Annotated in this window: 19 protein-coding genes and 1 riboswitch; of the genes, 13 read left to right on the forward strand and 6 right to left on the reverse strand. The window is 68.9% G+C overall.

The features are described from left to right. Nucleotides 1-234 precede the first annotated feature (234 nt). The 9 genes from MJ602_RS02130 to hutI all read left to right on the forward strand — a co-directional run bounded on the left by MJ602_RS02130 (nucleotide 235) and on the right by hutI (nucleotide 9,872). Nucleotides 235-708, forward strand: a complete 474-nt coding sequence (locus tag MJ602_RS02130) for a Spy/CpxP family protein refolding chaperone (protein WP_243019198.1) — start codon at nucleotides 235-237, stop codon at nucleotides 706-708. 102 nt (nucleotides 709-810) lie between these two features. Further along, on the forward strand, nucleotides 811-1,128 hold the full coding sequence (locus tag MJ602_RS02135) for a hypothetical protein (RefSeq protein ID WP_243019199.1): 318 nt from the start codon (nucleotides 811-813) through the stop codon (nucleotides 1,126-1,128). A 7-nt stretch (nucleotides 1,129-1,135) separates the two neighbouring features. Then, nucleotides 1,136-1,822, forward strand: a complete 687-nt coding sequence (locus MJ602_RS02140) for a response regulator transcription factor (RefSeq protein WP_243019200.1) — start codon at nucleotides 1,136-1,138, stop codon at nucleotides 1,820-1,822. Next, on the forward strand, nucleotides 1,819-3,201 hold the full coding sequence (locus MJ602_RS02145; protein ID WP_243019201.1) for a HAMP domain-containing sensor histidine kinase: 1,383 nt from the start codon (nucleotides 1,819-1,821) through the stop codon (nucleotides 3,199-3,201). Before MJ602_RS02140 ends, MJ602_RS02145 begins: the two co-directional genes overlap by 4 nt. 79 nt (nucleotides 3,202-3,280) lie before the next feature. Continuing rightward, nucleotides 3,281-4,072, forward strand: a complete 792-nt coding sequence (gene hutC / locus MJ602_RS02150; RefSeq protein ID WP_243019202.1) for a histidine utilization repressor — start codon at nucleotides 3,281-3,283, stop codon at nucleotides 4,070-4,072. A 228-nt stretch (nucleotides 4,073-4,300) separates the two neighbouring features. Then, nucleotides 4,301-5,833 carry a histidine ammonia-lyase gene (gene hutH / locus MJ602_RS02155; protein WP_243019203.1) on the forward strand — a complete coding sequence of 511 codons (1,533 nt, stop codon included), beginning with the start codon at nucleotides 4,301-4,303 and terminating at the stop codon, nucleotides 5,831-5,833. 26 nt (nucleotides 5,834-5,859) lie between these two features. After that, nucleotides 5,860-7,578, forward strand: a complete 1,719-nt coding sequence (gene hutU, locus MJ602_RS02160) for a urocanate hydratase (RefSeq protein WP_243019204.1) — start codon at nucleotides 5,860-5,862, stop codon at nucleotides 7,576-7,578. A gap of 11 nt (nucleotides 7,579-7,589) precedes the next feature. Further along, the gene (hutG, locus tag MJ602_RS02165; protein ID WP_243019205.1) at nucleotides 7,590-8,525 is read left to right on the forward strand and encodes a formimidoylglutamase; all 936 of its coding nucleotides are present in this window, start codon (nucleotides 7,590-7,592) and stop codon (nucleotides 8,523-8,525) included. Nucleotides 8,526-8,582: 57 nt separating this feature from the next. Continuing rightward, nucleotides 8,583-9,872: an imidazolonepropionase gene (gene hutI, locus MJ602_RS02170; RefSeq protein WP_243019206.1), complete on the forward strand. Its 1,290-nt coding sequence runs from the start codon at nucleotides 8,583-8,585 to the stop codon at nucleotides 9,870-9,872. Here hutI and MJ602_RS02175 read toward each other — a convergent pair. Both MJ602_RS02175 and MJ602_RS02180 read right to left on the reverse strand, forming a co-directional pair. Then, the gene (locus tag MJ602_RS02175) at nucleotides 9,844-10,272 is read right to left on the reverse strand and encodes a type II toxin-antitoxin system VapC family toxin (protein WP_243019207.1); all 429 of its coding nucleotides are present in this window, start codon (nucleotides 10,270-10,272) and stop codon (nucleotides 9,844-9,846) included. The genes hutI and MJ602_RS02175 overlap by 29 nt on opposite strands. Then, the gene (locus MJ602_RS02180) at nucleotides 10,269-10,511 is read right to left on the reverse strand and encodes a type II toxin-antitoxin system Phd/YefM family antitoxin (RefSeq protein WP_243019208.1); all 243 of its coding nucleotides are present in this window, start codon (nucleotides 10,509-10,511) and stop codon (nucleotides 10,269-10,271) included. The genes MJ602_RS02175 and MJ602_RS02180 overlap by 4 nt, the downstream gene beginning before the upstream one ends. Nucleotides 10,512-10,632: 121 nt before the next feature. On the opposite strand from MJ602_RS02180, the gene MJ602_RS02185 reads away from it, so the two are divergent. Together MJ602_RS02185 and MJ602_RS02190 are read left to right on the forward strand one after the other, a co-directional pair. Beyond that, on the forward strand, nucleotides 10,633-11,697 hold the full coding sequence (locus MJ602_RS02185) for a homocysteine S-methyltransferase family protein (protein WP_243019209.1): 1,065 nt from the start codon (nucleotides 10,633-10,635) through the stop codon (nucleotides 11,695-11,697). A 297-nt stretch (nucleotides 11,698-11,994) separates the two neighbouring features. After that, nucleotides 11,995-13,083, forward strand: coding sequence for a hypothetical protein (locus tag MJ602_RS02190; RefSeq protein ID WP_243019210.1), 1,089 nt, complete (start codon nucleotides 11,995-11,997; stop codon nucleotides 13,081-13,083). Here MJ602_RS02190 and MJ602_RS02195 read toward each other — a convergent pair. The 4 genes from MJ602_RS02195 to MJ602_RS02210 all read right to left on the reverse strand — a co-directional run bounded on the left by MJ602_RS02195 (nucleotide 12,990) and on the right by MJ602_RS02210 (nucleotide 18,701). Then, nucleotides 12,990-14,462 carry an MFS transporter gene (locus MJ602_RS02195; protein ID WP_243019211.1) on the reverse strand — a complete coding sequence of 491 codons (1,473 nt, stop codon included), beginning with the start codon at nucleotides 14,460-14,462 and terminating at the stop codon, nucleotides 12,990-12,992. The two genes, MJ602_RS02190 and MJ602_RS02195, sit on opposite strands and share 94 nt — an antisense overlap. Continuing rightward, the gene (locus MJ602_RS02200; RefSeq protein WP_243019212.1) at nucleotides 14,459-16,102 is read right to left on the reverse strand and encodes a class I adenylate-forming enzyme family protein; all 1,644 of its coding nucleotides are present in this window, start codon (nucleotides 16,100-16,102) and stop codon (nucleotides 14,459-14,461) included. Before MJ602_RS02200 ends, MJ602_RS02195 begins: the two co-directional genes overlap by 4 nt. A gap of 253 nt (nucleotides 16,103-16,355) precedes the next feature. Further along, nucleotides 16,356-17,660, reverse strand: a complete 1,305-nt coding sequence (locus MJ602_RS02205) for a Glu/Leu/Phe/Val family dehydrogenase (protein ID WP_243019213.1) — start codon at nucleotides 17,658-17,660, stop codon at nucleotides 16,356-16,358. Between the two features lie 129 nt (nucleotides 17,661-17,789). Then, the gene (locus MJ602_RS02210) at nucleotides 17,790-18,701 is read right to left on the reverse strand and encodes a PPK2 family polyphosphate kinase (protein ID WP_243019214.1); all 912 of its coding nucleotides are present in this window, start codon (nucleotides 18,699-18,701) and stop codon (nucleotides 17,790-17,792) included. A gap of 226 nt (nucleotides 18,702-18,927) precedes the next feature. Between MJ602_RS02210 and MJ602_RS02215 the strand changes: the two genes are divergently transcribed. Both MJ602_RS02215 and metH read left to right on the forward strand, forming a co-directional pair. Further along, nucleotides 18,928-19,377 carry a PACE efflux transporter gene (locus tag MJ602_RS02215; protein WP_243019277.1) on the forward strand — a complete coding sequence of 150 codons (450 nt, stop codon included), beginning with the start codon at nucleotides 18,928-18,930 and terminating at the stop codon, nucleotides 19,375-19,377. An 18-nt stretch (nucleotides 19,378-19,395) separates the two neighbouring features. Continuing rightward, a riboswitch (S-adenosyl-L-homocysteine riboswitch) is annotated at nucleotides 19,396-19,479 on the forward strand. Between the two features lie 27 nt (nucleotides 19,480-19,506). Continuing rightward, a complete protein-coding gene (gene metH / locus MJ602_RS02220; RefSeq protein WP_243019215.1) occupies nucleotides 19,507-22,227 on the forward strand; it encodes a methionine synthase in 2,721 nt (906 codons plus the stop codon).

Consider the following 22,227-nt stretch of genomic DNA (forward strand, 5'->3'; position numbering starts at 1 on the left):
TTGAATGTATAGCTGCTGGCGCTTGATGGACGGGCGCTGGAGGCTGTTTTTGTTTGAAATACCGGGCGCGTTGCGCGTCCGGCCTGCGTAATTATCGGTAATCGCGCGGCAGGCCCTGGCCGGGGCACCGCTGAAACAAACCGAAATAAACCGAAACCGCGCGGAGAAGACGCCAGCGCGCCCGCGCCGCACCATGGAGGCCATGTTCCACCGCGTCTCGAAAGGACCCGCACCATGCCATCCTGGATCAAGAAAACCCTCATCGGCCTGTTCGGCGCCTCCATCCTCGTCGGCGGCCTCACCGCCTGCTCGGGCGGGCACCATCACCGCCACAGCCCCATGGACGCCGAGCGCATGGCCGAGGTGCGCGGCAAGGTGATGGAACGCATCGGCAGCAAGCTCGACCTGAACGAGGCGCAGAAGCAAAAGCTCGCCACGCTGGCCGACAAGCTGCAGGCCCAGCGCGCAGCCTTCGTGGGCCAGGCGGGTGACCCGCGCGCCGAGATGCAGGCCCTGGTGGCGGGCGAGAAGTTCGACCGCGCCCGCGCCCAGGCCCTGATTGATGAGAAGCTGCGCGCCGTGCAGACCGGCAGCCCCGAGGTGCTGACCGCCATGGCCGACTTCTACGACAGCCTCAATCCCGAGCAGCAGCAGAAGGTGCGCAACTTCATGCAGCGCCGCCGGGGCTGGATGGGCCGCCACGGCTGATGCGGCTTGGCCTTCAATCGGATAACGTCGTTGGGGTGCCTTGCCGTGCTACAGCACTGTCTGCGGCTTCCCGCCTAGTTCTCCGATTGAATGCCAATCCGCATGCGCATGAAGTTGGTGATGGCCATGACCACCCCGCAAGAACCCCTTCACAGTCTGGCGCGCGACCTGCGCGCCCATGGCCCGGTGCTGCTGGCTGGCATGCCGCAGCCGCACGACGAACTGCTGGCCCTGGTCTGGGGCCCACGCTTTGACCGCGTGCACGCCCTGGGCCTGATGGCGCGCCAGCCCCAGCACGCGGCGCACGCGTTGCCCGCGCTGCTGGAGGCGGCCGACCGCTTCGACGCCCTGCACGCCCCGGCCCAGCGGCGCCTGCGGCAGATGATCCTGCGCCACCGCGCGCGCAGCGGTGCGGTGTAATCGCACCATGCCCCGCATCCTGCTCATCGACGACGACGAACAGCTCGGCCCGCCGCTGGCCGCTTACTTCCAGCGCTTCGAGCTGGAACTGGTGCAGGCGCTGCGCCCCAGCGCGGGGCTGGAGCTGCTGGCCCAGGGCGGTTTTGGCGCCGCCATCCTCGACGTGATGCTGCCCGAGATGGACGGCTTTGAGCTGTGCCGCACCATCCGGCGCAGCAGCGACCTGCCCATCGTCATGCTCACTGCGCGCGGCGAGGTCATGGACCGCGTGGTGGGCCTGGAGCTCGGCGCCGACGACTACCTGCCCAAGCCCTTTGAGCCGCGCGAACTCGTCGCCCGCCTGCAGACCGTGCTGCGCCGCCGCCGTGCAAGCAGCCCGGCCGATGCGCCCGGCCTGCTCGAATTCGAGGGCCTGCGCATCGACGCCGCGCGCCGCAGCGTGCAGTGCCTGGGCCGCGATGTGGAACTGACCGGCACCGAATTCGAGCTGCTGCACCTGCTGGCGCGCGAGAGCGGCCGCGTGCTCTCGCGCGACGACATCCTCAACCAGCTGCGCGGCCACGAGGCCGAGCTGTACACGCGCGCCGTGGACATCGTCGTGAGCCGCCTGCGCAAGAAGCTCGAACCGCTGGACTGCATCAAGACATTGCGCAACGCCGGCTACTCGCTGGCGCTGCGCCGGGTGGCCGGATGAAGCCCTGCCGCGACGACGACCCGCACTGCCCCTGGCACCAGCGCGCGCGCTTGGCGTTGCGGCGCTCGCTGCGCTGGCGTCTGGTGCTGGTGTTCCTGGTGCTGGCGCTGGCGCTGGCGGTCACCTTCATTGGCGGCGTGCAGAAGGCGCTCTCGGTGGGCTGGCGCGCGGCCGCGCGCCCGCTGCTGGTGGACTACGTGGACCGCCTGGCGCAGGAGGTCGGCAGCCCGCCGAGCGTCGCGCGCGCCCAGGCCCTGGTGCAGCGCCTGCCCATCACCATCCGCATCGAAGGCCCCCAGGTGAACTGGGCCTCGCACCCCGAGCTGCCCCGGCCCGCATGGGTGAACGGCACCACCGGGCGCGAGCCGCCCTGGCGCAATGGCGACGACCAGAACCTGCTGCGCCGCACCACGACCGACGGCCACCGGCTGGAATTCGGCTTGCACGTGCTGGGCTGGGAGCAGCGCCCGCGCATCGCCTGGGTCACGCTGGGCGTGCTGCTGCTGCTCACGGCGCTGGCCTACCTCTACGTGCGGCGCCTGCTGCGCCCGCTGGACGACATCCGCGCTGGCGCCCAGCGCTTCGGCGCCGGCGCGTTCGACCAGCCCATCCCCGTGCGCCACGCACACAGGCCCGACGAGCTGGGGCAACTGGCCGCCACCATCAACACCATGGGCGAAGACATCCACCAGATGCTGGAGGCCAAGCGTGCCCTGCTGCTGGCCCTGAGCCACGAACTGCGCAGTCCGCTGACGCGCGCGCGCCTCAACGCCGAGCTGCTGCCCGACACCGCCGAGGCCCAGGCGCCGCGCCAGGCGCTGCTGCGCGACCTGGGCGAGATGGCGCGCGTCATCACCGACCTGCTGGAGAGCGAGCGCCTGGCCGCCCCCCATGCTGCGCTGCACCGCGAGGCCGTGGACCTGGTGGAGCTGGCGCGCGAGGTCATTGCCGAGCTTGGCGACCGCCACCCTGGCGCTGCCGCCATCCGCGTGCTGGTGCCGTCCGCACTGCCCGCGTTGCCGCTGGACCGCGCGCGCCTGCGCCTGCTGCTGCGCAACCTGCTTGACAACAGCCTGCGCCACAGCGAGCCCGGCGTGCCGCCGCCCGAGTTGCACCTGCGCTGGCAGAACGAAGCGGTGGAGATCGTGGTGCGCGACCACGGCCCCGGTGTGCTGCCCGAGCACCTGGCGCAGCTCGCCCAGGCCTTCTACCGCCCCGACAGCGCCCGCCAGCGCGCCACCGGCGGCGTGGGCCTGGGCCTGTACCTGTGCCGCCTGGTGGCGCAGGCGCATGGCGGGCGGCTGGAGTTGCGCAACGCCCAGCCGGGGCTGGAGGCACGGGTGGTGCTGCCGGTGCCGCCCGGCACGGACGCGGGCTGAGTCCACCATCCCCGGGCAAGCCGGGGGTTGACCCGTGCAGCAGATTTCGGTTAACCTGTACATACAAGTTCATCGCGCCATGACCCGCAACGCCTCCACCCGCACCGCCAGCCCTTCCCGCCGCCCGGCATCCAGCCCGGCGGCCGCGCCCGCCCTGGCGCTGTACGAGCAGGTCAAGGACTTCATCGTGCGCCGCATCCAGGATGGCAGCTGGCGCGCGGGCGACCGGTTGCCGTCCGAGAGCGAGCTGGTGGCGCAGTTCGGCATTTCGCGCATGACGGTGAACCGCGCCCTGCGCGAGCTGACGGAGCAGGGCCGCATCGTGCGCGTGGCCGGTGTGGGCAGTTTCGTGGCGGAAGACAAGCCGCAGTCCACGCTGCTGCAGATCGCCAACCTGGCCAGCGAGATCCGCCAGCGCGGGCACGACTACCGCTGCGATGTGCTCGCCGTCCGGCGCGCCGCCGCCACGCTGGAGGTGGCCGCCGCGCTGGACCTGGGCACGGGGGCTTCCGTGTTCCACACGCAGTGCGTGCACCGTGAGAACGGCGTGCCGGTGCAGCTCGAAGACCGCCATGTGAACCCCGCCCTGGCGCCCGATTTCCTGGCGCAGGACTTCACCGCCGTGCCGCCCTCCGAATACCTGCTGCGCAGCGTGCCCTTCGACCAGGTCGAGCATGTGGTCGATGCCGTGCTGCCCACCCCCGAACAGGCCGCGTTGCTGGAGATGCCGGCGCACGAGCCCTGCCTGCTGCTCACGCGCCGCACCTGGTCGCGCGGCGTGCCCGTGACCGTGGTGCGCTGCCTGCACCCGGCCTCACGCTACCGGCTTGGCAGCCGCTTCCGCACCGACGGCCACCCCGTCGCGGGTTGAATATGAAGCAACCCCCTGTGGCGCTGCGCGCCTTCCCCCTTCTCTCGCATTGCTGCGCAATGCGGGAATGGGGACGCCACCAGCGCGGCGGGGCGGCCCTTGCGCGGTGGCCGCTGGCCTGGGCCATGCCTCCGCACAGCTTAGTGGACTGAACTCGGGCCATCTGCAGCCAACACGAACAACCATCGCGCAACTTTGATTCTTACTTGTATAGACAGGACTGGCACCATGACCACCACCATCACCCTCGACCCCGGCCATGTCACGCTGGCGCAGCTGCGCCGCATCCACGCCGGTGGCGTGCAGCTCACGCTCGACCCCTCGGCGCAGGCTGGCATGCAGGCCGCGCTGGCCACGGTGCAGCGCATCGTTGAGGAAGACCAGGTGGTCTACGGCATCAACACCGGCTTCGGCAAGCTGGCCAGCACGAAGATCGCCCACGAGCGCCTGGCCGAGCTGCAGCGCAACCTGGTGCTTTCGCACAGCGTGGGCACGGGCGAGGCGCTGCCCGACGGCGTGGTGCGCCTGGTGCTGGCCACCAAGGCCGTGAGCCTGGCGCGCGGGCACTCGGGCATCCGCCCCGAGATCGTCGATGCGCTGCTGGCGCTCGCCAATGCCAACGTGCTGCCGTTCATCCCCGCCAAGGGCTCGGTGGGCGCCTCGGGCGACCTCGCGCCGTTGGCGCACCTGGCCTGCGTGCTGATTGGCGAAGGCCAGGCCACGGTGGACGGCAAGGTGGTGTCGGGCACCGAGGCCATGGCCGCCGTGGGCCTGCAGCCCTTTGTGCTCGGCCCCAAGGAAGGCCTGGCGCTGCTCAACGGCACGCAGGTGTCCACCGCCCTGGCGCTGGCCGGCCTGTTCGGCGCGGAAGACGTGTTCTGTGCCGCGCTGGTGGCGGGCGCGCTCTCGCTCGAAGCCATCAAGGGCTCGGTCAAGCCGTTCGATGCGCGCATCCACGAGGCGCGCGGCCAGGCCGGGCAGATCGCCGTGGCGGCCGCCGTGCGCGCGCTGCTCGACGGCAGCCAGATCGACCCCTCGCACCCGCACTGCGGCCGCGTGCAGGACCCGTACTCCATCCGCTGCATTCCCCAGGTTATGGGCGCCTGCCTGGACAACCTGCAGCACGCCGCGCGCGTGCTGCGCACCGAGGCCAATGCGGCGTCCGACAACCCGCTGGTCTTCACCGACACCGGCGAGGTGATCTCGGGCGGCAACTTCCACGCCGAGCCCGTGGCCTTCGCGGCCGACATCATCGCGCTGGCCGTGGCCGAGATCGGTGCCATCTCCGAGCGCCGCCTGTCGCTGCTGCTCGACCCCGGCCTGTCGGGCCTGCCCGCCTTCCTGATCCGGGACAGCGGCGTGAACTCGGGCTTCATGATCGCCCAGGTCACGGCCGCCGCGCTGGCCGCCGAGAACCAGTGCCTGGCCAACCCCAGCAGCGTGACCAGCCTGCCCACCTCGGCCAACCAGGAAGACCATGTGTCCATGGCCACCTACGGCGCGCGCCGCCTGCTCGACATGGTGCGCAACGCGGCGGTGATGGTGGGCATCGAGGCCATGTCGGCCGCGCAGGGCATGGAGTTCGACCGCTCGCTGAAGTCGTCCCCGCTCGTCGAGGAACAGTTCGCCGCCATCCGCCGCCGCGTGGCCTTCCTGGAACAGGACCGCTACCTCGCGCCCGACATCGAGGCCATGCGCGCCTGGGCACAGCAAAGCAGCTGGCCCGCGCCGCTGCTGGCCTGCATGCCCAGCCACGAATAAACCGCACCCTTCAAGGAGCCCTTGCCATGAACGCCCACGACGCCAACCTCACCCCCGCCACCGACCCGCGCCACGACCCCACGCGCGTCATCCGCGCCCCGCGCGGTAGCGAACTGCACTGCAAGAACTGGCTGGCCGAAGCGGCCTACCGCATGGTGCAGAACAACCTCGACCCCGAAGTGGCCGAGCGCCCGCAGGACCTCGTGGTCTACGGCGGCATCGGCCGCGCGGCGCGCGACTGGGAGTGCTTCGACCAGATCCTGGCATCGCTCAAGGATCTCAACGACGATGAAACCCTGCTCGTGCAATCGGGCAAGCCCGTGGGCGTGTTCAAGACGCATGCCAACGCCCCGCGCGTGCTGCTGGCCAACTCCAACCTCGTGCCCCAATGGGCGAACTGGGAGCACTTCAACGAACTCGACCGCAAGGGCCTGTTCATGTACGGCCAGATGACGGCCGGCAGCTGGATCTACATCGGCAGCCAGGGCATCGTGCAGGGCACCTTCGAGACCTTCGTCGAGGCCGGGCGCCAGCACTATGGCAACGACCTGTCGGGCAAGTGGATCCTCACGGCCGGCCTGGGCGGCATGGGCGGCGCCCAGCCCCTGGCCGCCACGCTGGCCGGCGCCTGCTCGCTCAACATCGAATGCCAGCAAAGCAGCATCGACTTCCGCCTGCGCTCGCGCTACCTGGACGAGCAGGCCACCGACCTGGACGATGCGCTGGCGCGCATCCAGCGTTACACGCAAGAGAAGAAGGCTATTTCCATCGGCCTCCTGGGCAACGCCGCCGACATCCTGCCCGAACTGGTGCGCCGCGCCCGGGCCGGGGGTATCAAGCCCGACCTCGTCACCGACCAGACCAGCGCCCACGACCTCATCCACGGCTACCTGCCCAGCGGCTGGACCGTGCCGCAATGGCAGGCCGCGCAGAAAGACCCCGCGCAGCATGGTTCGCTCAAGGCCGCCGCAGCCACAAGCTGCGCCGTCCATGTGCGGGCCATGCTCGACTTCCAGGCCATGGGCATCCCCACGGTGGACTACGGCAACAACATCCGCCAGGTGGCGTTTGATGAGGGCGTGCAGAACGCCTTCGACTTCCCCGGCTTCGTGCCCGCCTACATCCGCCCGCTGTTCTGCGAGGGCAAGGGGCCGTTCCGCTGGGTGGCGCTCTCGGGCGACCCCGAGGACATCTACAAGACCGACGCCAAGATCAAGGAACTGTTCCCCGAGAACAAGCACACCCACCGCTGGCTCGACATGGCGCGCGAGCGCATTGCCTTCCAGGGCCTGCCCGCGCGGATCTGCTGGCTGGGCCTGGGCGAGCGCCACCGCGCCGGCCTGGCCTTCAACGAGATGGTGAAAAATGGCGAACTCAAGGCCCCCATCGTCATCGGCCGCGACCACCTGGACACCGGCAGCGTGGCCAGCCCCAACCGCGAAACCGAATCCATGAAGGACGGCACCGACGCCGTGAGCGACTGGCCGCTGCTCAACGCCCTGCTCAACACCGCGGGCGGCGCCACCTGGGTGAGCCTGCACCACGGCGGTGGCGTGGGCATGGGTTACAGCCAGCACTCGGGCATGGTCATCGTGGCCGACGGCACGGAGGCCGCCGCCGAGCGCCTGGCGCGCGTGCTGGTCAACGACTGCGGCTCGGGCGTGATGCGCCATGCGGATGCGGGCTATGAGCTGGCCATTGCCACAGCCAAAAAGCAGGGCCTCAAACTCCCCATGGTCCGCTGAAGGAGCCCACCATGACAACGCCTTTCGTCTGGCAAGGCCGCACCGACGCCGAGGAAACCGGCCCCAGCCCGCGCTGGCACCAGCAGGTGCAGCCCTTTGCCGCCACCAGCCAGGGCGGCGTGGCCCTGATCGGCTTTGCCGTGGACGAAGGCGTGCGCCGCAACGGCGGGCGCGTGGGCGCTGCGCATGGCCCCGATGTTGCGCGCAAGGCGCTGGCCAACCTGCCCGTGCTGGGCGAGCCCGCGCTGTGGGACATGGGCGACATCGACTGCCCGCAGGGCGCGCTGGAAGCGGCACAGGTGGCACTGGGCCAGCACGTGGCGCAGGCCAGGGCGCAGGGCTGCCTGCCCCTGGTGCTGGGCGGCGGGCACGAGGTGGCCTGGGGCACCTTCCAGGGCATCGCGCAGGCGCTGCCAGCCGCGCAGCGCATCCTCATCCTCAACCTGGATGCCCACTTCGACCTGCGCATGGCGCATGCGGGCAACTCGGGCACACCGTTCCGCCAGATCCAGGAGCTGTGCGCAGCCCAGGGACGGGCGTTCTGCTACCGCGTGCTGGGCATCAGCCGCTATGCCAACACCCAGGCCCTGTTCGAGCGCGCCGACGCGCTGGGCGTGCGCTACTGGCTCGACGACGTTGTGCAGACCGAAGCGGGCATGCAGCAGGCCCTGGCCGCGCTGGCGCAGGAGCTGCAGGCGAGCGACGCGGTGTACCTCAGCATCGACATCGATGTGCTGCCCGGCGCCGTGGCTCCCGGCGTATCGGCCCCCGCGCCGCTGGGCGTGCCGCTGTGGGGTGTGGAACGCGTGGTCGATGCGGTGCTCTCCAGCGGCAAGCTGGTGGCGGCAGACCTGGCCGAGTTCAACCCCAGCTTCGACCGCGACGGCCTGACCGCCAAGGTGGTGGCCCGCCTGGCCGCCCGCCTGGCGCGCGGAAAATTTGAATAAAAGCGCCTCTGGCGCCCTATTAATGAGCGCGAATAGCTATAACAATAGGAGCAAAGCATGACCCAGCCCCCATCCGCCAGCGCCGACGGTGTGTGGCGCCACCTGCGCCTGGCCCCCGGCCTGGCGCAACCCACGCAGCCCGTGGCCGACGGCGCACCTGCCGCGATGGTGGTGCAGCAGGGCGTGCTGCGCTGGCTGGGGCCGCAGCAGGCCCTGCCCGCAGCGTTTGCGGCCCTGCCGCAGCACGATGCGTGCGGCGCCTGGGCCACGCCGGGGCTGATTGATTGCCACACCCACCTGGTCTATGGTGGCCAGCGCGCGCATGAATTTGCCCTGCGCCTGGCGGGCGCCAGCTACGAGGAAGTGGCCCGCGCCGGGGGCGGAATCGTCTCCAGCGTGCGTGCCACGCGTGCGGCCAGCGAAGACGCGCTCTACGCCAGCGCCCTGCCACGCCTGCAAGCGCTGATGGCCGAGGGCGTGTGCGCCATCGAAATCAAGTCCGGCTACGGCCTGGCCCTGGAGCATGAGCGCAAACAATTGCGCGTGGCGCGCCGCCTGGGGCGCGAGCAGGGCATCACGGTGCGCACCACCTTTCTGGGCGCCCACGCCCTGCCGCCGGAATACACCGGGCGCAGCCAGGACTACATCGACCACCTGTGCCAGCAGATGCTGCCCGCGCTGCACGACGAAGGCCTGGTGGACGCGGTGGATGTGTTCTGCGAGCGCATCGCCTTCTCACTCGCCGAAACCGAGCAGGTGTTTGCCACCGCCCAGCGGCTGGGCCTGCCCGTCAAGCTGCACGCAGGGCAGCTCTCCGACATGGGCGGGGCGCAGCTCGCGGCGCGCTACCAGGCGCTGTCGTGCGACCACATCGAACACCTCTCCCCGGCGGGCATCGCCGCCATGCAGGCGGCCGGCACCGTGGCCGTGCTGCTGCCCGGCGCCTACTACACCCTGCGCGACACCCACCTGCCACCCATCGAGCAACTGCGCGCCGCGGGCGTGCCCATGGCCGTGTCCACCGACCACAACCCCGGCACCTCGCCCGCATTGAGCCTGCTGCTCATGGCCAACATGGCGTGCACCCTGTTCCGCCTGACGGTGCCCGAGGCGCTGGCCGGCATCACCCAGCACGCCGCCCGCGCCCTGGGCCTGCAAGACACGCACGGCCTGCTGGCCGCAGGCCGCAGCGCGGACTTCGTGCTCTGGCCGGTGGACGAACTGGCTGAACTCAGCTACTGGCTGGGCCAGCGGCCCGCGTGCACGGTGGTGCGGCAGGGGCGGTGGGTGCAGGGGGCTTTGGAGGGGGCTTCTGGCATCAGCCCGCAGTGGATTCCCACGGATTGACCAGCACCACGGGTACCGCGCCGAAGTCCGCCACGTTGCGCGTGGCCAGGGCCAGTCCGTGTTCCACGGCCGTGGCGGCGATGAGCGAGTCGAAGGCGGCCATGGTCTGGCCCTTGGCTTGGGCCTGCGCGCACATTTGCGCCCAGTAGCTGGCGGTGTGTGCGGTGAAGGCGAGCACGCGGTCGCCAAACTGCCGCTGTACGCTTGCAAGCCATGCTTCGAGTTCCGTGCGGCGGCGGGAAATGGGGAGCCGGGCCACGCCACGTTGCAGCTCGGCCAGCGTGATGGCCGCCATGAACAGCTGTGTTTCGTCCTGGTTCTGCAACCAGCGCAGTACGGTAGGCGCGGGTGCGAGCTTGACCAGCTCCGACAGCAGGCAGGTGTCGAGCAGGTATTTCACAGCTCGATGGGGCGGATGGGGTCGGTGGGGCGCTCCACATCCAGCGGTTCGCCGCGCGGTGCGTGCAGCAGGGTGGACAGCAGCGAATCCTGGCCTGCGAGGCGGCGGTACTCGGGCGCCGCCAGTACCACCACGGCGTCGGCCCCGCGCCGTGTGACCAGTTGTGGGCCCTCGCTGAGCGTGCGATCGACCAGTTCGCTGAAGCGGCTTTTGGCGTCTTGCAATGGCCATGTGCGCATAGAAACCTCCTTGAACTGGTCAAACTAGTCAGATGAGTGTGCGCGCGCAGACGTTCCGTGTCAAGAAGGGGCATGCCTGCCTTGGCGGCAGGGCCAGGGCCGGTTTCCTACAATGTCCCCCATGCAAGCCCTCCACTACACCCGCGCCCAGCAACTCCCCGCCATCCTGGCCCAACGCATCGCCGTCCTCGACGGCGCCATGGGCACCATGATCCAGCGCTTCAAGCTGGGCGAGGCGCAGTACCGGGGCGAGGGCTACACCGGGCCCGATGGCGCGGGCGACCGCTTCAAGGACTTTCCGCGCGATGTGAAGGGCAACAACGAGCTGCTCTCGCTCACCCGGCCCGACGTGATCCGCGACATCCACGAGCGCTACCTGGCCGCGGGCGCCGACCTGATCGAGACCAACACCTTCGGCGCGACCACGATCGCGCAGGAGGACTACGGCATGGCCCACCTGGCGCGCGAGATGAACCTGCGCTCGGCGCAGCTCGCGCGTGCCGCCTGCGACAAGTTCTCCACCCCGGACAAGCCGCGCTACGTGGCCGGCGCCCTTGGCCCCACGCCCAAGACGGCCAGCATCAGCCCCGACGTGAACGACCCCGGCGCGCGCAATATCGATTTCGAGCAGCTGCGCGCCGCCTACCTGGAGCAGACCCTGGCGCTCATCGAGGGCGGCGCCGACGTGATCCTGGTCGAGACCATCTTCGACACGCTCAACGCCAAGGCCGCGCTGTTCGCCGTTGAGGAAGCGTTCGACCAGACCGGCGAGCGCCTGCCCATCCTCATCAGCGGCACCGTCACCGACGCCTCGGGCCGCATCCTCAGCGGCCAAACCGTCACCGCCTTCTGGCACAGCGTGCGCCACGCCCGCCCGCTGGCCGTGGGCCTGAACTGCGCGCTGGGTGCCGCGCTGATGCGCCCCTATATCCAGGAGCTGGCCAAGGCCGCGCCCGACACCTTCATCAGTTGCTACCCCAACGCCGGCCTGCCCAACCCCATGAGCGACACCGGCTTCGACGAGACGCCCGAGGTCACCAGCCGCCTCGTGCATGAGTTCGCCGCCGAGGGGCTGGTGAACATCGTCGGCGGCTGCTGCGGCACCACGCCCGACCACATCGGCGCCATCGCGCGGGCCGTGGGGCCGGTCAAGACGCGCCCCTTGTTCTACCGCGAGGCGGCTTGAGAGCGTCCAGGTGCCTCGATTTGCGAGCGAAATTGTCTGATTCGGGGCGTATCTCAGACTCCCTCTCCCGCAAGGGGAGAGGGAGCTAATCCCGAGCGCGGCCATTGGCGCAGAGGCTGATGGCCATATCTGAGGTATGACGCCGATCAGGCAAAATCGGGCTCTGGCGCCCAATGGATAAGCGTAAGAAGCTATCAAAATAATAGCAACTAAGCCCCGATAGCCATCGGGCGCGAAACGCCGCAGAATGCACAGGCGGTGCGCGGATGTCCTGCGCACCACCCATGGCAGGCCGGTATGACCGTGAACATCGATCCTCCTCGGGGGCCGCCCCCTGGCGTCGCGCAGGTGCTGGCCGAGGCCGCCCTGCAGCGCCAGAGCGCGCTCTTGGGTACAGACCGCGAAAGCGCTTCCTCGGCGCGCTCGCCCGGTGTACCTGCGCCCCCCATTCCGCCCCAGGCGCCGGTAGCACCCGTACCGCCGTTGCCGGTGGGGGCAGACCAGGTCCAACTGTCGCCGCAGGCCCGCGCCCGTCTGGCCGAGGCACCTGCGGCGCCATCGGGCGGTTCCGCACCGGGGCAGGGGGCTGCAGTCCCGGCGACTGCTTCCTCCATGCGCGGCGCGCCCCTGCTGGCCGCTGGGCCGGGGCGTTTGCCGCCCACCCCTGCAACGGCGGGGGCCACGCCGCTGCCGCCCTGGCCTGCCACGGGCGTGGGCGCACCGCTGCGCAGCATGCTGGCCGAGCTGGTGCGCCAGGTCACCACACCGGCGCAGCAGCCCCAGCGCGTGCTTGCCGTGCAGCCCTGGCCCGCCGTGCTGGTGCCGGTGGTGGAGGGTGCTGCGCTGGGCGAGGACGGCCTGCCGCCGTTGCAGACCTGGCTGGTGCGCCAGGGTGTGGTGCAGACGCCGGAAGGCGAGCGCGCCTTTTCGCTCACCCTGCGCGTGCCCGTGCCCTGGTTGCAGGCTCAGGCACAGACTGCCGTTGCCCCTGCGCCAGCGCCAGCCATGCCGTCTTTGGCCGCGCTGTTCGCGGGCAAGCCGCAGGCCTTGCAGTCGGGCACCTGGGCGCTGGTGCTGCAATCCACCGAGCCTGCGGCGGTGCGCACCAGCGCATTGCTGACGCTGGAGTTTGCGCCGCTGGTGCAGCCGCCCGTCTATGGCCGCGAGCTGCTGCACGCCCGGCAGGACCCTTGGCTGCAGATGGCCGTGATGGAGGCCAGCGGGCAGGTGCCCAAGGACGAGGATGCGACCCGCGAGCGTGAAGCCGGCCTGTGCCAGACGCCGGGCTGCCCCTATGCCGGACGTGCGTCCTGCGCGCAGCCGTTCTGCCTGGCGCTGCGGGTGGTGCTGCCCTCGGGCTCGGTAGAGCCCATGCCGCCGCTCTGAAGCGCTGGCGGTGCGATGCCCGTGTCCACGCCCTGCCGGATGGCAGCGTGCTGTGCCCGTGTGATGGGGTAGGCCAGCAGCAGCGGAATGGCCAGCAGCAGGCACAGCGCGGGCAGCGGCCCGGTCATGAGGGCGATGCCCTGCAGCGCCTGATCGCCCTGGGGCACGTTGGGCACGTAGCCGGTCCAGTCCAGCATGCCCGCGATCAGCACCGTGGCCAGGGTGCGCGCCAGCTTGTCCACCAGCCCGTAAAAGCCCAGGTACATGCCCGTGGTGCGCTCGCCCGCCTGCATGTGGCCGTGGTCTATGGTGTCGGGCACCATGGAAAACGGCACGATCCAGTGTGCCCCCATGCCCAGGCCGATGAGCACCAGCAGCGCCACCATGGCCACATGCTGGCCGGGCTGCAAGAAGTACAGCGCCACCAGGCCCGCTGCGCACAGCAGCAGGCCCAGAACGTAGGTGCGGCTCTTCTCCCAGCCATCGACCACGCGCTTCCACCCGAACAGTGACACCCCCACCACCAGCAGCAAGATGCCCATGAAGCGCGGCAGATCGCTTTTGTCGCCCTGCAGCCGGTACACCACAAAGTAGGCCAACGCGCCCTGCACCAGGGTCAGGCCCAGGCGCACCAGGCCCACGGCACCCACCAGCAGCACGAAGGGGCGGTTGCGCAGCGTGACCTGCAGCGTGCGCCGCACGGACGCCGCCATGGACACCTGCGGGTGCGTTGCCGGGGGCTGAATGCAGTGCGCCGGTTCGCGCACGCGCCAGGCCACCCAGGCGACGCAGAGCCCGGCAAAGACGCCAAAGCAAAGCCCCGCCAGGGCGTAGCCGGTGCGTGCGTCGGGAGCAGCGCGCACCAGCAGGGGCATGAGCACGCTGCCGCCCACAAAGCCCAGCAGCGCCCCCATGGAGGCAAAGGCGGTCAGGCTGGTGCGCTCGTCATAGTCCAGGGTCAGTTCGGTGGCCAGGGCCGAATAAGGCAGCTGCACCAGCGTCATCAGCGTGTCGAACAGCGTGTAGGTCAGCGCGATCCAGACGAAGGCCGCCAGCGGGCTGAGCCCAGGCGGCACCATCCAGACCGCAGCCGCCGCCAGGGCCAGCGGCAGCGCACCGTACAGCAGGTACACCCGATGCCGCCCATGGCGCGAGCGGGTGCGGTCGCTCATCCAGCCGAGCAGCGGGTCGTTCACGGCGTCCCAGAACTTGCCCACCAGCAGCGCGGCACCCGCGATGGCCGGGGGTACCAGCGCCACGTCGGTGTAGAAGATCATGAGCAGGAAGCTCATGGCGGCCACCAGCATCTGCAAGCCCACGTTGCCGACGGCGTAGCTCAGCTTGGTGCCCGTGCCCAGGCGGGGTGGGGTGGCCGTCATGCGGCCACCTTGTCGGGCGCGGTGGCCCAGGTGGGGGCGGCGTTGCGGTCCAGCAGTGCGCGCACTTCGCGGCGCAGCATCTTGTTCAGAAAGCTGCGCGGAATGTCGGCCACCAGGTGCACGCGGTCTGGTTGCTGGGCCTTCGGCAGTGCGGCGGCCATGTGCTGGAGCAGCGCACGCTCCAGCGCCACGCGCGCTTCGGGGCTGGCCAGGGCGTCGCGCTGCCCATGGCGTGGGCTGAACACCAGCACCGCCTGGAAGCCATGCTGCACCAGACAGGTTTCCTTGACGGCGGGGTGGCAGTGGGCCACTTCCTCCACCTCGCGCGGGTTGATCCACTGGCCCGCGCGCTGCACCCGGTCGGCCGTGCGGCCCAGCACATGCAGGTAGCCGTGGCGGTCGAAGTAGCCCACATCGCCCATCACCACCCAGCCTTCGCGCAGGGTTTCTGCGGTGCGTTCGGGGTCTTTCCAGTAGCCCTCAAAGGCCACGGGCGTGCGGGCGGTGATCAGGCCGGTCTGCCCGGCAGGCAGGGGCTGGAAGTCGTCGTCGCGGATGACCACCTCCACGCCGTCCACCACGCGCCCGGCCGAAGCCAGGATGTCCAGCGCCACCGGTTCGCCCGCAGCGTCCACATGCTCGTGCGGCAGCAGCCAGGTGATAGGGGGCAGGGCCTCCAGGCAGCCGTAGCCCTGCTGGAAGATCGGGCCGAAGCGGCGCACGGCTTCGGCCACCTTGGCGGCAGGCATCATCTCCGAGCCATAGGGCACATGGCGCAGCGAGGACAGGTCGTGCCGCGCCAGCGCGGGGTCGTCCAGCAGATCGATGATGGCCGAGGGCGACAGGAAGGCGCGGGTCACGCGGTGCCGCGCGATCAGCCGCGCCAGGGTTTCGGCATGGAAGTTCTCGGGCATCAGCAGGGCACTGCCCGACAGCAGCGTGGGCAGCACCAGGCCCGAGCCCGGCCCGGTCAGTGGCATGCCCAGCATGTTCACATCCTGCGTTCCACTCGGGCGGCTGAAGTCGATGGCCTGGCTGATCAGGCGAACGCTGTCGAGGTACTTGCGGTGCGTGTAGCCAATGCTCTTGGGCAGGCCGGTGGTGCCCGAGGTCATGTGCAGGGCGAACACGTCGTCCTCGTGCACCGGCTCGCGCCCGCGTTGCGGCATGTGGGCCGCCAAGGCGCTTTCGTAGGCCATGCCCAGCGCCAGCACCCGCATGGCGGGCCAGCGCTCGCGCACCACGGGCAGGATGGTGCGGCTCAGTTGCGGGTCGTGGATGAAGACCGCTGGGCGCAGGCGCTCGAGCATGTCCAGCACGGCCAGCGCGGGCAGATGCTTGTGGAAGCTCGCAAAGATGGCGCCGTTCTCATAGGTTGCGAGCCGGGTCTCGTACTGTTCGCCGGTTTCGGGCAGCCAGGTGAAGACGATGTCGCCCTTGCGTACGCCCTGCGCCTGCATCCAGGCATGCAGGCGCAGCACGCGGTCCTGCAGGCAGGCGTAGGTAAAGCGCCCCCGGCGGTCGATGAGGGCCGTCTTGCGGCCATGCAGGCGGTAGGCCAGGCGGGCCACGTCGCGCGCGGTGCGCAGACGATGCAACATCCAGCGGGCCAGCATGCTGCGCAAAGATGGAATTGCCACGGGAAATCTCCTCTTGAATGGAGGAAGTGTTCCCGTTGGATGCCGCCAAGAAAGCTACCAAATGCGAACGCCGGTAAGCAGATGTAGTCCGGCTGGTTCAGTGGCAGCGCACGGCAGACAAGCGGCAGCGCCGCCGCTTGCCCTGTGGCCCGCAGGCCACAGGGCAGTGCCTTGGTAGGGGGCGCAGAGTGACGATGGCCGCGCTCTGCGCTGCGCAGCACAGGCCAGCGGCCCCGAAGGCGCTCAGGGGGTGTTACGGATACAGTCCGCGCATTTCGCGGGCGTGCAGGATGCGCTGGCAGGCCACGATGAAGGTGGCCGTGCGCAGGCTCACCTTGTGTTCCTGGGCGACCTTCCAGACGCCTGCAAAGGCCTCCTGCATGATGCGCACCAGACGGGCGTTGATTTCGTCCTCGCTCCAGAAGAAGCTGGAGAAGTCCTGCACCCATTCGAAGTAGCTCACCGTCACGCCGCCGGCGTTGGCGATCACGTCGGGCAGCACCAGCACGCCCTTGTCGTGCAGGATGTCGTCGGCCTCGGTGGTCGTAGGGCCATTGGCGCCCTCGATCACCATCTTGGCCTTGATCTTGCCTGCGTTGTCCTTGGTGATCTGGCCTTCCAGCGCAGCGGGGATCAGGATCTCGCAGTCCACGCCCCAGAAGTCCTCGTTGGAGATCGTGTCGGCGCCAGCGAAGCCGCCCACGCCGCCACGTGCCTTCACGTGGGCCAGCAGGGCGGGAACGTCCAGGCCCTTGCCGTTGAAGACGGTGCCGGTGTGGTCCTGCACGGCAACGACCTTGGCGCCCGCTTCGGCAAACAGCTTGCCGGCAATGCCGCCCACATTGCCGAAACCCTGCACGGCCACGCGCGCGCCTTCGATCGGCAGGCCGGTCAGCTTGGCGGCTTCCACGCCCACGGTGAACACGCCGCGGCCGGTGGCCTCGACGCGACCCAGCGAGCCGCCCAGGTCCACCGGTTTGCCGGTGACCACGCCGGTGGCGGTGGCGCCCACGTTCATGGAATAGGTGTCCATCATCCAGGCCATGATCTGGCCGTTGGTGTTCACGTCGGGGGCGGGAATGTCCTTGGACGGGCCGATGAGCAGGCCGATCTCGCTGGTGTAGCGGCGCGTCAGGCGCTCCAGTTCACCCATCGAGAGATTCTTGGGATCGACGCGGATACCGCCCTTGGCGCCGCCGTAGGGCACGTTCACTGCCGCGTTCTTGATCGACATCCAGGCCGACAGGGCCATCACTTCGGACAGCGTCACGTCCTGGTGGAAGCGCACGCCGCCCTTGCCGGGGCCGCGGCTCAGGTTGTGCTGCACGCGGTAGCCCTCGAAATGGGCGATGGTGCCGTTGTCCATCTCGATCGGCACATCCACGACCAGGATGCGCTTGGGGCGCTTGAGCGTTTCCACCCAGCGCGCCAGGCTGCCCAGGTAGGGGGTGACACGGTCCACCTGCTGGAGGTAGTTGCCCCAGGGGCCGAGGTGGGTGGCGTCGAGGTACGACGGCAGGGGATGGTTCGTCTGAACGGAGCCGGAGAGGTTCTGCATGCGGTGTTTCCTTGTGGGAGATAGGCAAGGCACGCAGCTTAGGGGTGGGGGTGGGGGCTTGTCCAAGGCCAGTGTGTTCGGTGGTTATGCATCTGATGCATAACCACGCGTAGGTCGCAGCGCGGGCGTTCATTCCACCTTGAAGTGGGCCAGCGCCGGGTCGCCCGGCGGGTAGCGCAGGTCCAGGTTGCGCAGCACCTCGCGCAGCACGGTGGCGATCATCAGGTTGCGGTGCGTCTTGGAGTCGGCCGGCACGATGGTCCAGGGCGCCCAGGGCGTGTGGGTGGCAGCCAGCAACTGCTCGTAGGCGTGCTGGTACTGGGCCCACTGTTTGCGTGCATCGATGTCGCTCATCGCGAACTTCCAGTGCTTGGTGGGGTCGTCCAGGCGCTCCTGCAGGCGCTGGCGTTGTTCGTCGCGGCTGATGTGCAGCATGAACTTGAGCACGATGGTGCCGGTCTGGCTCAGCATGCGCTCGAAGTCATTGATATGGCCATAGCGCTGGTGCTGCTGCTCGGGCGTGATCCAGCCGTTGACCACGGGCACCAGCACGTCCTCGTAGTGGCTGCGGTTGAAGATGGTGATGTCGCCCGCCTGCGGCACCTGCTGGTGGATGCGCCAGAGGTAGTCGTGCGCGCGCTCGGCCTCGTTGGGGGCCTTCCAGCCCACGGTGTGCACGCCCAGCGCGCTCATGCGGCCGAACACGCCGCGGATGGTGCCGTCCTTGCCGGAGGTGTCCGTGCCCTGCAGGATCACCAGCAGCTTGTAGCGCTTGTCGGCGTAGAACAGGTTCTGCAGTTCGTCCAGTTCCAGCGCGAGCGATTCGACCAACGCCTTGTCCTGGTTCTTTTCGCCGGAGGAAAAGGGCTTGTCCGCCGGGTCGAAGTCCTGCAGCGACACCTCGCCCCGGTGCTTGCCGGTCTTGCGCCGCTCGGGCTGGCCGTCATTGCGCAGGTCCTGCGCAGAGCTGCCCACATCGGGCTGCCAGCGGCCCCAGCGCTTGGCCAGGTCTTTGTTGCGGCTTTCAAAAGGGGCTTGCATGCATGTCTCCTATGCCTGGGCTCTGAGGTTTGTCGCACAGCTTAACCGGGTGTGACAGGTTTGTGAATGCTATTATTTTTATAGCTGTTGGCGCACGTTTTTATTGCGCTGGAGCCCCGTTTCATTTGTGTCTTCCGCACTGCGGAGCGGGGTGAATAGGCCCAGTGGGTGGGCCGTGGCGCGGTACCATGCGCACCTGATGTCTTCTCCTGCCCTGATTGCCGGGCTGCAGGGCGTGCGCCGCCGTGTGGTCTATGTCTCCATTTACGAACTCATTGCCATTGCGGTGGTCACGGTGGGCCTGTCCCGCTACACCGGGCAGGACATGGGCCACTCGGGCGTGATGGCCGTGGTCTCCTCGGCGGTGGCCGTGGCCTGGAACATCCTCTTCAACACCTTGTTCGAGCGCTGGGAAGCACGCCAGGCTGTGCGCGGCCGCAGCCTGCGCCGGCGGGTGGCGCACGCCATCGGGTTCGAGGGCGGGCTGGTGTTCACCCTGGTGCCGCTGTTTGCCTGGTGGTTCGACATCAGCCTGTGGGAGGCGCTGCTCATGGACCTGGGCCTGATCGTGTTTTTCCTGTGCTACACCTTTGTGTTCAGTTGGGTGTTCGACAAGCTGTTCGGCTTGCCCGCATCGGCCCTGGGGTCTGCGGCGCTGGGCGCGGTGGAAAAGTAGCCGGTAAAATCCCGCCCTGCCCCCAAGGAGCGTTGCAGCAGATCCCCTGCCGGATCTGTCAGGCTTGGGGAATCCAGTCACCCGCAACGACGCTCACCTGTTCCGGGTTGTATTGCACAGGTGGGCTGCATGTCTGAAATTTCCCTTCCCCCCATGAAGCTGTCGGGCCTGGAGCCCGTCACCATCGGCGCGGATTCGCTGTTCGTCAACGTGGGCGAGCGTACCAACGTCACCGGCTCCAAGGCGTTCGCGCGCATGATCCTGGGCGGCCAGTTCGAGGAAGCCCTGGCCGTGGCCCGCCAGCAGGTGGAGAACGGCGCGCAGATCATCGACGTCAACATGGACGAAGCCATGCTCGACAGCAAGGCCGCCATGGTGCGCTTCCTCAACCTGATGGCCTCCGAGCCGGACATTGCCCGTTTGCCCGTCATGGTGGACAGTTCCAAGTGGGAGGTCATCGAGGCAGGATTGCGCTGCCTGCAGGGCAAGGGCATCGTCAACTCCATCTCCATGAAGGAAGGGGTGGAGGAGTTCAAGCGCCAGGCGCGCCTGGTCAAGCGCTACGGCGCGGCGGCCGTGGTCATGGCCTTTGACGAAAAAGGCCAGGCCGACACCTTCGCGCGCAAGACCGAGATCTGCGCGCGCGCCTACCGCATCCTGGTGGACGAGGTGGACTTCCCGCCCGAGGACATCATCTTCGACCCCAACATCTTTGCCATCGCCACGGGCATCGAGGAGCACGACAACTACGCGGTGGACTTCATCAACGCCACGCGCTGGATCAAGCAGAACCTGCCCGGCGCCAAGGTGTCGGGCGGTGTGTCCAACGTCAGTTTCAGCTTCCGCGGTAATGAGCCGGTGCGCGAGGCCATCCACACCGTGTTCCTGTACCACGCCATCCAGGCGGGCATGGACATGGGCATCGTCAACGCCGGCATGATCGGCGTGTACGACGAACTCGACCCGGTGCTGCGCGAGCGCGTTGAGGACGTGGTGCTGAACCGCCGCGCCGACGCGGGCGAGCGCCTGGTGGAAATTGCCGAAAGCGCCAAGGGCGCCGCCAAGGACGACAGCAAGCGCCTCGAATGGCGCAAGGCCCCCGTGCGCGAGCGCCTGTCGCACGCGCTGGTGCACGGCATCACCGAGTTCATCACCGAGGACACCGAGGAGGCCTACCGCGCCATCGTGGCTGACGGCGGCCGCCCGCTGCACGTGATCGAAGGCCCGCTGATGGACGGCATGAACATCGTGGGCGACCTCTTCGGCCAGGGCAAGATGTTCCTGCCGCAGGTGGTCAAGAGCGCGCGCGTGATGAAGCTGGCCGTGGCGCACCTCATCCCCTACATCGAAGAGGAAAAGCGCCAGGACGAGGCCGCCGGGCGCGACGTGCGCACCAAGGGCAAGATCGTCATCGCCACCGTCAAGGGCGACGTGCACGACATCGGCAAGAACATCGTCACCGTGGTCCTGCAGTGCAACAACTTCGAGGTCGTGAACATGGGCGTGATGGTGCCCTGCCACGAGATCCTGGCGCGCGCCAAGGCGGAAGGGGCCGACATCATCGGCCTGTCGGGCCTGATCACGCCCAGCCTCGAAGAGATGCAGTACGTGGCCGGCGAAATGCAGAAGGACGAGCATTTCCGCATCAAGAAGATCCCGCTGCTCATTGGCGGCGCCACCTGCTCGCGCGTGCACACCGCCGTGAAGATCGCGCCGCACTACGAAGGCCCCGTGGTCTATGTGCCCGACGCCTCGCGCAGCGTGGGCGTGGCGCAGAACCTGCTGGGCGACAACGCCGCCAGCTTTGTGCAGGAAGTGCAGGCCGACTACGACAAGGTGCGCAGCCAGCACGCCAACAAGAAGCAGGTGCCGCTGTGGCCGCTGGACAAGGCCCGCGCCAATCGCACCGCCATCGACTGGGCTGCCTACCAGCCCACGGTGCCGCGCCTGATCGGGCGCCGCGTGCTCAGCAACATCGACCTGGTCGAACTCGTGCCCTACCTCGACTGGGGCCCGTTCTTCCAGACCTGGGACCTGGCGGGCGCCTATCCCGCCATCCTGCAGGACGAGGTGGTGGGCGAGCAGGCGCGGCGCGTGTTTGCCGACGGCCAGGCCATGCTCAAGAAGATCATCGAGGGCCGCTGGCTGCAGGCCAGCGGTGTGCTGGCGCTGCTGCCCGCCAACAGCGTGGGCGACGACATCGAGTTCTACACCGACGAGACGCGCAGCCAGGTCGCGCTGACCTGGTACGGTCTGCGCCAGCAGACCGAAAAGCACGCCGTCGAGGGCCAGATGCGCCCCAGCCGCTGCCTGGCCGATTTCGTGGCGCCCAAGGGCAGCGGCATCGCCGATTACGCCGGCCTGTTCGCCGTCACGGCGGGCCTGGGCGTGGAGAAGAAGGAGCAGGAGTTCCTCGCGGAACACGACGACTACTCGGCCATCCTGTTCAAGAGCCTGGCCGACCGCCTGGCCGAGGCTTTCGCCGAGTACCTGCACCAGCGCGTGCGCACCGATCTGTGGGGCTATGCGCGTGGCGAACAGCTCGACAACGAGGCGCTGATCGCCGAGCAGTACCAGGGCATCCGTCCCGCGCCCGGCTACCCGGCCTGCCCGGACCACAGCGCCAAGCGCGCCCTGTTTGCACACCTGCAATGCGGTGAGATCGGCATGCAGCTCACCGAAGGCCTGGCCATGGCGCCTGCCGCCAGCGTGAGCGGCTTTTACCTGGGGCACCCACAAAGCACCTATTTCAGTGTGGGCAAGATCGGCGAAGACCAGCTCGCCGACATGGCCCAGCGCCGCGGTATGGACGAGGCCGAACTGCGCCGCCTGCTGGCCCCCAACCTCTGA

It is taken from the genome of Simplicispira sedimenti, from assembly GCF_022760965.1.
GTDB lineage: Bacteria > Pseudomonadota > Gammaproteobacteria > Burkholderiales > Burkholderiaceae_C > Simplicispira > Simplicispira sedimenti.